The 13,341-nt window shown below is 38.5% G+C and carries 11 protein-coding genes and 2 pseudogenes; 11 read left to right on the forward strand and 2 right to left on the reverse strand.

The genetic code is table 11. The features are described 5' to 3' along the window. Positions 1 to 8: 8 nt before the first annotated feature. From leuD to M594_RS04220, 4 genes and pseudogenes are all read left to right on the forward strand, one after another. A pseudogene (leuD, locus tag M594_RS04205) lies at positions 9 to 596 on the forward strand (3-isopropylmalate dehydratase small subunit); the annotation flags it as partial. A 33-nt stretch (positions 597 to 629) separates the two neighbouring features. Beyond that, a complete protein-coding gene (locus tag M594_RS04210; RefSeq protein ID WP_084887036.1) occupies positions 630 to 1,409 on the forward strand; it encodes an L-threonylcarbamoyladenylate synthase in 780 nt (259 codons plus the stop codon). A gap of 151 nt (positions 1,410 to 1,560) precedes the next feature. Then, positions 1,561 to 3,501 (forward strand): McrB family protein, encoded by a 1,941-nt coding sequence (locus M594_RS04215; RefSeq protein ID WP_173876740.1) that lies wholly within the window; start codon positions 1,561 to 1,563, stop codon positions 3,499 to 3,501. Next, positions 3,488 to 4,771, forward strand: a complete 1,284-nt coding sequence (locus M594_RS04220; RefSeq protein ID WP_173876741.1) for an McrC family protein — start codon at positions 3,488 to 3,490, stop codon at positions 4,769 to 4,771. Before M594_RS04215 ends, M594_RS04220 begins: the two co-directional genes overlap by 14 nt. A 55-nt stretch (positions 4,772 to 4,826) precedes the next feature. On the opposite strand, the pseudogene M594_RS04225 reads toward M594_RS04220, so the two are convergent. Together M594_RS04225 and guaA are read right to left on the reverse strand one after the other, a co-directional pair. Further along, a pseudogene (locus M594_RS04225) lies at positions 4,827 to 5,409 on the reverse strand (transposase); the annotation flags it as partial. A 273-nt stretch (positions 5,410 to 5,682) separates the two neighbouring features. After that, positions 5,683 to 7,245, reverse strand: coding sequence for a glutamine-hydrolyzing GMP synthase (guaA, locus tag M594_RS04230; protein ID WP_173876059.1), 1,563 nt, complete (start codon positions 7,243 to 7,245; stop codon positions 5,683 to 5,685). Between the two features lie 141 nt (positions 7,246 to 7,386). On the opposite strand from guaA, the gene M594_RS04235 reads away from it, so the two are divergent. The 7 genes from M594_RS04235 to atpA all read left to right on the forward strand — a co-directional run bounded on the left by M594_RS04235 (position 7,387) and on the right by atpA (position 13,331). Further along, entirely contained in the window at positions 7,387 to 8,085 is a 699-nt protein-coding gene (locus tag M594_RS04235) for a GntR family transcriptional regulator (protein ID WP_000936183.1), read from the forward strand. 138 nt (positions 8,086 to 8,223) lie between these two features. Continuing rightward, positions 8,224 to 9,510: a peptidase U32 family protein gene (locus tag M594_RS04240; RefSeq protein ID WP_173876060.1), complete on the forward strand. Its 1,287-nt coding sequence runs from the start codon at positions 8,224 to 8,226 to the stop codon at positions 9,508 to 9,510. 312 nt (positions 9,511 to 9,822) lie between these two features. Continuing rightward, on the forward strand, positions 9,823 to 10,023 hold the full coding sequence (locus M594_RS04245) for a F0F1 ATP synthase subunit C (RefSeq protein ID WP_001054560.1): 201 nt from the start codon (positions 9,823 to 9,825) through the stop codon (positions 10,021 to 10,023). Between the two features lie 33 nt (positions 10,024 to 10,056). Next, positions 10,057 to 10,767 carry a F0F1 ATP synthase subunit A gene (gene atpB / locus M594_RS04250; RefSeq protein ID WP_000392870.1) on the forward strand — a complete coding sequence of 237 codons (711 nt, stop codon included), beginning with the start codon at positions 10,057 to 10,059 and terminating at the stop codon, positions 10,765 to 10,767. Positions 10,768 to 10,780: 13 nt separating this feature from the next. Continuing rightward, a complete protein-coding gene (gene atpF, locus M594_RS04255) occupies positions 10,781 to 11,275 on the forward strand; it encodes a F0F1 ATP synthase subunit B (RefSeq protein WP_001103468.1) in 495 nt (164 codons plus the stop codon). Beyond that, positions 11,275 to 11,811: a F0F1 ATP synthase subunit delta gene (locus M594_RS04260; protein ID WP_004256581.1), complete on the forward strand. Its 537-nt coding sequence runs from the start codon at positions 11,275 to 11,277 to the stop codon at positions 11,809 to 11,811. The genes atpF and M594_RS04260 overlap by 1 nt, the downstream gene beginning before the upstream one ends. A 14-nt stretch (positions 11,812 to 11,825) precedes the next feature. Further along, positions 11,826 to 13,331 carry a F0F1 ATP synthase subunit alpha gene (atpA, locus tag M594_RS04265; RefSeq protein WP_042900828.1) on the forward strand — a complete coding sequence of 502 codons (1,506 nt, stop codon included), beginning with the start codon at positions 11,826 to 11,828 and terminating at the stop codon, positions 13,329 to 13,331. The last annotated feature ends 10 nt before the right edge of the window (positions 13,332 to 13,341 follow it).

A 13,341-nucleotide genomic window follows, 5' to 3' on the forward strand; every position in this document is an offset into this window, starting at 1 on the left:
GAGAGGATATGGAGAAATTTACAGTTTATATGGGAACGACCGTTCCTCTCATGAATGATAACATCGACACCGACCAAATCCTACCCAAGCAGTTTCTCAAGCTGATTGATAAAAAAGGCTTTGGTAAGTACCTCATGTATGCTTGGCGTTATCTGGACGACAAGTATACTGAGGACCCAGACTTTGTCTTTAACCGACCTGAATATCGGGAAGCCAGTATTCTCATCTCAGGGGATAACTTCGGCGCAGGTTCTTCAAGGGAACACGCAGCTTGGGCTCTAGCGGACTATGGTTTTAAGGTTGTGATTGCAGGATCTTTTGGGGACATTCATTACAATAATGAACTTAATAATGGCATGTTGCCTATTGTACAGCCTAGAGAGGTTCGAGAGAAACTAGCTCAGCTACAACCAAGTGACCAGGTAACTGTGGACTTGAAACAACAAAAAATCATCACACCAGTCGGAGAATTCACTTTCGAAATCGATAGTGAATGGAAACACAAACTCTTAAATGGTTTGGATGATATCGGAATTACCTTGCAGTATGAAGATTTGATTGCTGCTTATGAAAAACAACGACCAGCCTACTGGCAGGATTATAAGAAAAATAGAAAAGGAAATAGAACTATGACAAAACACATTCAATGGAACGGAACACTTTCACAAGAAGGATATGACATTTTAAAAGGTGAGGGCGGTTGTATTGTTTGCCCTACTAAAGTTGGTTACATCATCATGACTAGCGATAAGGCTGGTCTTGAACGTAAGTTTGAAGCTAAAGAACGTAACCGTAACAAACCAGGTGTTGTTCTCTGCGGTAGCATGGACGAGCTTCGTGCTTTAGCACAACTCAACCCAGAAATTGAAGCCTTTTACCAAAAACATTGGGATGAAGATATTCTTCTTGGTTGTATCCTTCCTTGGAAACCAGAAGCCTTTGAAAAACTAAAAGCATACGGGGATGGCCGTGAAGAACTCATGACTGACGTGCGTGGTACTAGCTGTTTTGTTATCAAATTCGGGAAAGCTGGTGAACAATTGGCTGCCAAACTTTGGGAAGAAGGCAAGATGGTCTATGCCTCATCTGCAAACCCATCTGGAAAAGGAAACCGTGGTAAAGTAGAAGGTATCGGAGAACGCATCGAAAGGGCAGTTGACCTTGTTATCGAGGCAGACGACTATGTGGCATCTATCCAGCCTGACAAAACGATTGAAACTCGCTACGAGCAAGGTGTGATGGTCTCTATGGTTGATAAATACGGTAAACTCATCCCAGAACAAGGAGGAGCACGTTCAACTTCACCAGCACCAGTTGTAATCCGCAAAGGGCTTGACATTGATAAGATTATGATGCACCTGTCAGACACCTTTAACTCATGGGACTACCGTCAGGGAGAGTATTATTAAGATAAAAAAGAAGTCTAGTGTTATGAGGGAATACCCTACTCTACACTAGGCTTTTCTTTAGAAATTCTTTTCTTTTTTTATAGGGTATGATATTCTATATATGAAATATATAGTTTTTTATTCGAACATTATTATAAAAGGAGTAAGATTGATGCTGAAAAGAAAAATTAGTTTGGATGATTTTTATGCTTGGTACCAAGAAAATAAGATAAGACTAAGAGAAGATGCATCTAAATATAGTATTTACAATGAACAATTACGTGAAGAATTTCTTAAAGAGTGGCCACTTGATAGAATTTTAACCATGTCTATTGATGATTATGTTATTGGGAAAGGTGCTAAAAGTAATTCTTTTTGCTATAGTCTTGAGAGGGGGAAATACAAATCTTTATTTTTAGGTATTGGAGGAGGAGGCTCTTCAAAATTTGGTATTTATTGGAATGAGGATACCCAAAGCTATAAAAATCAAACTAATAAAATCATTCCTATATCTGAATTGGAGCAACGTTTTAATAAACTAAAAAGAGATCTGTATCAGATTATTCAAATCGGTAGTAAACTTGATTTTGACAATCCTATATTTGATATGAAAAAGTCCACAAATGAATTTATTGGTCGTTCTGCTGTGGTGACAAAACTACTTTGTATTTATTCTGAGAACAATTCTTTTTTAGGAGTAAATATGAATAGTCAGAATGAATTTTGGAATAGGTTGATTCCTCAAAGTAATCAAGGAGGACCCTATCGTCAGAATCATGAGATTTGTAAACTATTTTCTAAAACCTATCCTGAACTAGAATCTTCAATTTTGGGAAGCATTTTATTTGAATATTCAACACAATTTCTAGACGATAAAGAAAAGAAAGAAGAAAAAATGTCTGCAGAATATAAGGTTTATCACCCATTGAGTCAAACTCTACTACAATCCAAAAACCTAATCCTCCGAGGTGCACCTGGTACAGGAAAAACTTATCTTGCTAAAGAAATTGCTAAAGATTTAACGGAAGGTCGGGAGGAGCAAATCGGCTTTGTACAGTTTCACCCATCTTATGATTATACGGATTTTGTAGAGGGGCTGAGACCGGCATCAAATGGGGATGGAGCTATTGAGTTTAAGCTAGAGGATGGTATTTTTAAGAAGTTCTGTCAGAGGGCGAAAGAAGCTCAGAAAACTGGAGGACAAGACAATTTTGATGAAGCTTGGGATTGTTACCTAGCCTATATAAATAATTCGGATGAAAAAGAGTATTTAACAAAGGGTTCTTACCTGTCAGTAAATAGCAGACAAAACCTATCCGTTAATTACGATAAGGGAACATCAGGATGGAGTTTATCTAGGAATTATGTATACGAACTTTATAAAAATCCGAATTATGACAAACAAAAGTATTATAAGAGTGAAGGAAAAAAAGTCCTTGAAATTTTAAAGAAAAGATTTGGTTTGAAAGACTATATCTCTCCAACAGAGATCAACACAGACAAGAATTTTGTCTTCATCATTGATGAAATCAACCGTGGTGAGATTTCTAAGATTTTTGGTGAACTCTTTTTCTCTATTGACCCTGGCTATCGTGGTGAAAAGGGAAGTGTTTCTACCCAATATGCAAATCTACACGAAACTGACGAAAAGTTTTATATCCCCGAAAATGTTTACATCATCGGAACAATGAATGATATTGACCGCTCGGTGGACACCTTTGATTTTGCTATGCGTCGTCGCTTCCGTTTTGTTGAAGTTACTGCCGAGAGTCAAGTTGGTATGCTAGACGATGTTCTCGGTGATGAAGCAGAAGAAGCGAAAAAACGTTTAAGAAACTTAAATGCTGCTATCGAAAATGTTCAGGAGTTAAACAGTCATTATCATATCGGACCAAGTTATTTCCTTAAGTTGAAGGATGTAGGTTTTGACTATGAATTACTCTGGTCTGATTACCTCAAGCCGCTTTTGGAAGATTACTTACGGGGTTCTTATGAAGAGGATGAAACTCTGAAGACATTGAAAAAAGCATTTAATCAGATAAGTATAGAGGGAGCAAGTGAGTCTATAGCTGATAACAATGAAGGCGTTGCGAATGATAATGCGTATAACTGATAATCAGCATAGACTTGCTAAGGAAGATTTTGTCGCAGAATATCCCAAATTAAGTCAAGCACTTCTTGATAGAACACTGGATAACCTTTCTAAAGAGGACAATATCTTTATTTTTCCAAATGATTTGACTCATACTCCTGATTTGGATAAGGACCAAAAGATTTTTGAAACAGTCAATCAGGAAATTAAAACAGGTAATGTGATTGGTTTTCTGGGGTGTGATCAGGAAAGATTGACGATTTCTTCTCGTTTTTCTGATGAAAGTAACGACCATTTTTTACATTATCTTTTACAAAAGACTCTCAATATCAATCTGACTAGTTTGGATGTCGGTCTATCTCCTGAAGATAAACTCTATCAACTCTTGGTTTACCTCTTTCCAAAGTATCTGCAAGCTTCTCTTCGAAAAGGTCTTTATAAGGAATACCAGAGATTTTCTCATAACGACAGTCATGTAAAGGGAGTGATAGATGTAGGAAATCATCTCAAGAAAAATCTTCCTTTCACGGGAAATATCGCCTACACAACGAGAGAGTTCACCTATGATAATCCTCTCATGCAGCTGATTCGGCATACGATTGAGTACATAAAGACTCAAAAAAGTTTTGGAGCACTACTCGATAGTAATCGTGAAACTATAGCTGAAGTTACGCGTGTAACCCCTTCTTATAAATTAGCTGATCGTGCTAAATTTATCAGAATAAATAAAACCAAACCTCTTCGTCATGCTTATTTTCGAGAGTATAGAAAGTTGCAAGAGCTTTGCCTGATGATCCTAAATAGAGAAAAGAATGGTTTAGGATACCAAGAGAAAAAAATCCACGGTATTCTTTTTGATGTTTCCTGGCTTTGGGAAGAGTATGTTTACACCTTGTTACCAAAAGGATTTTTACATCCTCGAAATAAAGAAAAGAAAGGAGGCATTCTAGTATTTTCTGATGGGAAACGAAAAGTCTATCCAGATTTTTATGATAGAGAACGAAAGATTGTTCTAGATGCTAAATATAAAAAACTTGAAGATACTGAAAAAGGAATCAACCGTGAGGACTTGTTCCAGTTGATTTCCTATTCTTATATTTTAGAAGCTGAGAAAGCTGGACTAATTTTTCCTAGTATAGAGCAGTCAGTAAATAGTGAAATAGGAGAAGTAGCGGGGTACGGAGTCTTGCTTAAAAAATGCTCTATCCAAATCCCTCAGAAGGTTTCATCCTACAGTGAGTTTTGTAAAATGATGGAAAATTCAGAAGAAAATTTTAAAGAGAATATTTAAGAGGAAGTAGCGAGAAAATAAAGTTCTTTATCGACTCTAGTGAGTTTATGAGAAATTAATAGAGAGTGTACAGAACTTCCTCTTTCAGACAAAAGACAAACATCATTTTAGTGTTTGTCTTTTTTATATATTCAGCACTACTATCCTCAAAATGGGTTGGAATCTTTATCAAAACACTTTTCAGTGCAAAATAAAAAGGCTTCCCCGCCATCATTTTTACCCATTTTTTAATATTCAGGCATGCCCAAGTAAGTCCAACTTTTGCCTTCATTTTGGAATTACAAACTTCCCTTGTGTAACGTAGATTGTGGTATTCTTTGGTTTGACCAAAATGCTGTCTTACCGTTTCTTTGAGTTTATGGTCAAATCTCTTGCTTCCCATTTGATGCCAAATTTCCTCACAAATCTCTAAATATTTCTTCCAAATATGGCGAGTAACTGGATAACAGAGGACAAATTGGGCAAATATTAGGATTGCTTTTGTACTCACGATAGCCATCGAGATTTGTTGTGGAGTAAGATAAGATTTGATTTTCAGGGCAGAGGTAACAGTAATGGTATTTATAGTAGACAAAGTTCTTAGGGCGAATCTTCCCTTTCTTTCAACGAGGGCGAGTATAAGAGAATACAGGTGTAATTTCTTGGTCAAGGTGGAGTCTTAATCTTGAAAATGACGACTGTAATTCTTACCATAAGAGGTAAAATGAGGAATTGTATCATCCACCCTTAAATCCAGCATCCAGTGATAGGAGATCTGGTCGTAAATGCTCTTGATGATTTAGCACATGAAACGAATACCATAGAAATATGTGATGAGAGTTTTTTGATTTAAACTAGATCATCCTTTATCATCAGAAGCCAAAGAAAAGCCCTTAGAAACTTGTAGACTAAGGGCTTTTTATTCTATTATTCTATTCCCACTCAACGGTTGCAGGTGGTTTACTTGTAATATCGTAGACGATCCGGTTAACGTGATCCACTTCATTTACGATACGTACTGAGATTTTTTGAAGGATTCCCCAAGGAATTTTGGCAAAGTCAGCAGTCATACCGTCGATAGAGGTGATGGCACGGATTGCAATCGTGTAGTCATACGTACGACCGTCACCCATAACACCAACTGAACGAACGCCTGTGTTCACTGTGAAGTATTGCCAAATATCGCGGTCAAGACCAGCTTTAGCGATTTCCTCACGAAGGATTGCGTCTGATTCACGAACAGTTTCTAGTTTTTCTTCAGTGATTTCGCCCATGACACGAATAGCAAGTCCTGGTCCTGGGAATGGTTGGCACCATACGATGTGGTCTGGCATACCAAGCTCTGTACCAAGGGCACGAACTTCGTCCTTGTAAAGAGTGTTAAGTGGTTCGATCAATTCAAACTGCATATCTTCTGGAAGACCACCAACGTTGTGGTGTGACTTGATAGTTTGAGCTGTATCTGTACCAGATTCGATAACGTCTGTATAAAGAGTTCCTTGAGCAAGGAATTTCACATCTTTAAGCTTGCTTGCTTCGTCATCAAATACATACACAAATTCATTACCGATGATTTTACGTTTTTGCTCAGGGTCAGAAACGCCAGCAAGTTTGTCAAGGAAACGTTTTGCAGCATCTGCTTTGACAATATTCAAACCAAACTTACCACCAAGCATGTCCATAACTTGGTCCGCTTCTCCTTTACGAAGAAGACCGTGGTCTACGAAGATACAGATCAATTGATCGCCAATCGCTTTTTGGAGAAGAACTCCAACAACTGAAGAGTCAACACCACCTGATAGACCAAGAAGGACACGTTTATCACCGACGGTTTCACGGATTTTTTGGATCTGCATATCGATGAAGTTATCCATTGACCAGTCGCCTTTAGCCTTACAGATGTTAAGGGCAAAGTTACGAAGGATGTCATTACCGTATACAGAATGACGAACTTCTGGGTGGAATTGGATACCATAGATGTGCTTTTCTGGGTTTTCAATAGCTGCATAAGGACAGTCAGCAGAAGTACCAGTACGAACAAAATCAGCTGGAATCTCTGTAACAGCATCGCCATGACTCATCAAAACAGTCTGCTCATCTGGTGTTGATTCAAAAAGAGCTGATGGTGTGTGAGTAAGAGTTGATTGACCGTATTCACGATTCCCAGCGTCACCTGCAGGAACAACTTTTCCTCCAAGTTTATGGGTCAATAACTGCATACCGTAACAAATTCCCAAAATAGGAATTCCAAGTTCGAAGATTTCTGGGTCAATATCAAATGAACCATCTTCGTATACAGAGTTTGGACCACCTGAAAGGATAATTCCTACAGGGTTGATTTCACGAACTTCAGCAGCTGAAATTTTATGGCTTTTCAGTTCTGAAAAAACACCAATCTCACGGATACGGCGTGAAATCAGCTGGTTGTATTGGCTACCATAGTCCAATACGATGATTTTTTCTACATCTTGCAAATCAGTTGAAATGTTGCTCATCTTTTTCCTTTCTCAAAAGAAATATCTTTTTTCAATATTCTATCACAAATAAGGGCGAATTACCAACTAAACAAGGCGAAGATTGACTTTTTCTAGTTTATTGGGGTACAATAGAGAAAAGATAGAAATGAAGTGAAAAATATGCTACCCGCTTATATGAAAATCCATGATCAGATTAAAAAGGATATTGACGAACATCGTTGGGCAATTGGTGAGAGACTTCCCAGTGAACGAGACTTAGCAGAGCAGTTTGCGGTCAGTCGCATGACCCTCCGCCAAGCTATATCTCTATTAGTTGAAGAAGGTGTTTTAGAGCGCAGAGTTGGAAGTGGCACCTTTGTATCCAGTACACGTGTACAAGAAAAGATGCGAGGGACAACCAGTTTTACTGAAATTGTTAAGTCCCAAGGTAAAGTACCCTCTAGCCAACTCATTTCCTACAGAAAAACCATTCCCAATGAACAGGAAGTTGCCAAGCTAGGAATTTCTCCTACCGAAAATATTATCCGAATGGAACGTGTTCGCTATGCCGACCAAGTTCCTCTGGTTTATGAAGTTGCTTCTATTCCTGAAAAATTCATTAAGGACTTTAAAAAAGAAGAAATCACCAGTCATTTCTTCCAAACCTTGCAAAAACACGGCTACCGTATAGGCAAATCTCAACAGACTATTTATGCTCGCCTTGCTAAAGAAAAGATTGCCCACTATTTGGAAGTTGAAAAAGGACATGCTATTCTTGGTTTGACTCAGGTTTCCTACCTAGAAGACGGGACAGCTTTTGAATACGTGAAAAGTCAGTATGTTGGCGAACGTTTTGAATTTTATCTTGAAAATAACTAGTCTAGAAAGGCTAGATTTTTTGCTTTCTTAAAAGTTTAGAATTGTCAAAACAATCTGTCTAGGCTTGATTTTATGGCTTATTTACTATAAAATGAGAAGGAAAAACGTCAAACTTTTATATTGCAAATAGGAGAAAACATGACAAAAACATTAAAACGTCCTGAGGTTTTATCACCTGCAGGAACTTTAGAGAAGCTAAAAGTAGCTGTTCAATATGGAGCGGATGCTGTCTTTATCGGTGGTCAGGCCTATGGTCTTCGTAGCCGTGCCGGAAACTTTACCTTTGAACAGATGGAAGAAGGTGTCCAATTTGCGGCCAAGTACGGTGCTAAGGTTTATGTAGCTGCAAACATGGTGATGCACGAAGGAAATGAGGAGGGAGCTGGTGAGTGGTTCCGTAAACTGCGTGATATCGGGATTGCAGCAGTTATCGTATCTGACCCAGCTTTGATTATGATTGCAGCGACTGAAGCACCAGGTCTTGAAATCCACCTTTCTACCCAAGCAAGTGCCACCAACTATGAAACCCTTGAGTTCTGGAAAGAACTGGGCTTGACTCGTGTCGTTTTGGCGCGTGAGGTTTCGATGGAAGAATTAGCTGAAATCCGCAAACGTACAGATGTTGAGATTGAAGCCTTTGTCCACGGAGCCATGTGTATTTCTTACTCTGGTCGTTGTACTCTTTCAAACCACATGAGTATGCGTGATGCTAACCGTGGTGGTTGCTCTCAGTCTTGCCGTTGGAAGTATGATCTTTATGATATGCCATTTGGGAAAGAACGTAAGAGCTTGAAAGGGGAAATCCCAGAAGAATTTTCAATGTCAGCTGTTGACATGTCTATGATTGACCACATTCCAGATATGATTGAAAATGGAGTAGACAGTCTGAAGATAGAAGGACGTATGAAGTCTATTCACTATGTTTCAACTGTAACCAACTGCTACAAGGCAGCTGTTGATGCCTATCTAGAAAGTCCAGAGAAGTTTGAAGCAATTAAGCAAGACTTGATTGATGAGATGTGGAAGGTCGCCCAACGTGAATTAGCAACAGGTTTCTACTATGGTACACCATCTGAAAATGAGCAGTTGTTTGGTGCTCGTCGTAAAATTCCTGAGTACAAGTTTGTTGCTGAAGTCGTTGATTATGATGATGCAACACAAACAGCAACCATTCGTCAACGGAATGTCATTAACGAAGGCGACCAAGTTGAGTTTTATGGCCCAGGTTTCCGTCATTTTGAAACTTATATAGAAGATTTGCACGATGCCAAAGGCAATAAAATCGACCGTGCTCCAAATCCAATGGAACTTTTGACAATCAAGGTTCCACAACCTGTTCAAGCAGGAGACATGGTTCGAGCTCTCAAAGAAGGTCTTATCAATCTTTATAAGGAAGATGGAACCAGCGTCACAGTTCGAGCTTAATAAGCATGAAGGAAATGAATGATTTCTGGTTGCTTTCCCTTTAAGTCGAGTCACTAAAAGAAAAGAAGTTGAAAAATATATTAAATTCCATCCGAGATTTCATCTCGGATTTTTTCATTATTTTTCAGAAAGGTCTAGATAATGGACGGATTTATTACAATTTTTTTCCAAAGTTTTCTATATAATAGACTCAAAAATAGTAAAATTGAAAATAATTTCCGTTAAGCGCTTTAAATGTTGGTAAAAAGTTGACAAATCCAATTTTTAGGACTAAACTAAGTAAGTAAATTTTAATTAAAAGGAGAATTCGTCATGAATTTAACATTTTTCGGTCTATGTCTTGCCTGTATGGGTGTATCTCTTGGTGAAGGTATGTTGATGAACGGTTTGTTGAAATCAGTTGCTCGCCAACCAGATATCATCTCAGAACTACGTAGTTTGATGATCCTAGGGGTTGCCTTTATTGAAGGTACTTTCTTCGTTACTCTTGTCTTTTCATTTATCATCAAATAAAAGAAGTATAAATTGAAAAAGGGAGGATTTTAGATGGAAGAAAGTATTAATCCAACCATCAATATTGGTCCTGTTACCTTTAATTTAACCATAGTAGTTTTGACTTTGTTGACTGTAGCACTTATTTTTGGCTTTATTTATTGGGCAACTCGAAATATGACTTTGAGACCCACAGGAAAACAAAATGTATTAGAGTATTTATTTGATTTTGTTGTTGGATTTACAAAATCAAACCTTGGTCCAATGATAAAGGATTATTCTCTCTTTTATTTCTGTTTATTCCTATTTATGGCCATTGCAAATAATATTGGCTTAATGGCTAGAATTCAGACTACAGATGGTGTAAATCTTTGGACCTCACCAACAGCAAATTTGTCATTTGACTTGGTCTTGTCTTTTACAATTATCTTAATGACACACGTAGAAGGAATTCGTCGTCGTGGAATCAAAAAGTATTTAAAAGCATTTGTAACACCAGGTTTTATGACACCAATGAATCTCTTGGAAGAAGTTACCAATCTCCTTTCACTTGCATTGCGGGTATTTGGTAATATCTTTGCAGGGGAAGTGATGGCAAGTATGTTAGTCCTACTTTCTCATCAGGCCTTCTATTGGTACCCTATTGCTTTTGGAACAAATCTAATCTGGACTGCATTTTCTGTTTTTATTTCTTGTGTACAAGCATATGTATTTACATTGTTATCTTCAATGTACCTAGGAAATAAAATTAATGATGAAGAATAGAAAGGAGTAGTTTATGAATGTAACAGTAGGTGAATTACTTGGTGATTTTATACTAATCGCTGGTTCCTTTATTCTCTTGCTAGTCTTGGTTAAGAAATATGCTTGGTCAAATTTGACTAGTATTTTCGAACAAAGAGCAGAAAAAATTGCAGCAGATATTGACGGAGCTGAACAAGCACGTCAAAAAGCAGAAGTATTGGCTCAAAAACGCGAAGATGAATTGGCTGGTAGCCGTAAAGAAGCTAAGACAATCATTGAGAATGCGAAAGAAACAGCTGAGAAAAGCAAAGCTAGTATTTTAGCAGATGCTAAGCTAGAAGCAGGACGCTTGAAAGAAAAAGCGAACCAAGAAATTGCTCAAAATAAAGCTGAAGCTTTACAAAGCGTTAAGGGTGAGGTAGCAGATTTGACAATCAGCCTGGCTGGTAAAATCATCTCACAAAACCTTGACGGTCATGCCCATAAAGAACTCATTGATCAGTATATCGATCAGTTAGGAGAAGCTTAATGGACAAGAAAACAGTAAAGGTAATTGAAAAATACAGCATGCCTTTTGTCCAATTGGTTTTAGAAAAAGGAGAAGAAGACCGTATCTTTTCAGACTTAGCTCAAATCAAGCAAGTTGCTGAAGAAACAGGTTTACCTTCTTTTTTAAAAAAAGTGGCAGTAGACGAGTCTGATAAGGAAAAAACAATTGCTTTCTTCCAAGACTCTGTGTCACCTTTATTGCAAAACTTTATCCAGGTTCTTATCTACAATCACAGAGCAAATCTTTTTTATGATATTCTTGTAGATTGCTTGAACCGACTTGAAAAAGAAACAAATCGATTTGAAGTGACGATTACGTCAGCTCATCCTTTAACTGATGAACAGAAGAGTCGCTTGCTCCCTTTGATTGAGAAAAAAATGTCTCTTAAAGTAAGGAGTGTAAAAGAACAAATCGATGAAAGTCTTATTGGTGGTTTTGTCATTTTTGCCAATCACAAGACAATTGATGTGAGTATTAAACAACAACTTAAAGTTGTTAAAGAAAATTTGAAATAGAAAGTGGTGTTCTTTTGGCAATTAACGCACAAGAAATCAGCGCTTTAATTAAGCAACAAATTGAAAATTTCAAACCCAATTTTGATGTGACTGAAACAGGTGTTGTAACCTATATCGGGGACGGTATCGCGCGTGCTCACGGCCTTGAAAATGCCATGAGTGGAGAGTTATTGATTTTTGAAAACGGCTCTTATGGGATGGCTCAGAACTTGGAGTCAACAGACGTCGGTATTATCATCCTAGGTGATTTTACAGATATCCGTGAAGGCGATACAATCCGCCGTACAGGTAAAATCATGGAAGTCCCAGTAGGTGAAAGTCTGATTGGTCGTGTTGTGGATCCGCTTGGTCGTCCAGTTGACGGTCTTGGAGAAATCCACACTGATAAAACTCGTCCAGTAGAAGCGCCAGCTCCTGGTGTTATGCAACGTAAGTCTGTATCAGAACCATTGCAAACTGGTTTGAAAGCTATTGACGCCCTTGTACCGATTGGTCGTGGTCAACGTGAGTTGATTATCGGTGACCGTCAGACAGGGAAAACAACCATTGCGATTGATACAATCTTGAACCAAAAAGGTCAAGATATGATTTGTATCTATGTTGCGATTGGACAAAAAGAATCAACAGTTCGTACGCAAGTAGAAACACTACGTCAGTACGGTGCCTTGGATTACACAATCGTTGTGACAGCCTCTGCTTCACAACCATCTCCATTGCTCTTCCTAGCTCCTTATGCTGGGGTTGCCATGGCGGAAGAATTTATGTACCAAGGTAAGCATGTTTTGATCGTTTATGATGATCTTTCAAAACAAGCGGTAGCTTATCGTGAACTGTCTCTCTTGCTTCGTCGTCCTCCAGGTCGTGAAGCTTTCCCAGGGGATGTTTTCTACCTTCACAGCCGTTTGCTTGAGCGCTCAGCTAAAGTTTCTGATGAACTTGGTGGTGGATCTATTACAGCCCTACCGTTTATCGAGACACAAGCAGGAGATATCTCTGCCTATATCGCAACCAACGTGATTTCTATCACTGACGGACAAATTTTCCTTGGCGATGGTCTCTTCAATGCGGGTATTCGTCCAGCCATCGATGCGGGTTCATCTGTATCACGTGTAGGTGGTTCTGCACAAATTAAAGCCATGAAAAAGGTTGCTGGTACACTTCGTATCGACCTTGCCTCATACCGTGAGTTGGAAGCCTTCACTAAGTTTGGTTCTGACTTGGACGCAGCAACACAGGCTAAGTTGAACCGTGGACGTCGTACAGTTGAAGTCTTGAAACAACCTGTTCACAAACCATTACCTGTTGAGAAACAAGTAACCATTCTCTATGCTTTGACACATGGTTTCCTGGATACTGTTCCTGTAGATGAAATTGTTCGTTTCGAGGAAGAGTTCCATGCTTTCTTTGATGCTCAACATCCAGAGATTTTGGAAACCATTCGTGATACAAAAGACTTGCCAGAAGAAGCAGTCTTGGATGCTGCGATTACAGAGTTTCTCAATCAAACCAGCTTCCAATAAGAATAGAGGT

It is taken from the genome of Streptococcus mitis, from assembly GCF_013305725.1.
In the GTDB taxonomy this organism is placed as follows: domain Bacteria; phylum Bacillota; class Bacilli; order Lactobacillales; family Streptococcaceae; genus Streptococcus; species Streptococcus mitis_BO.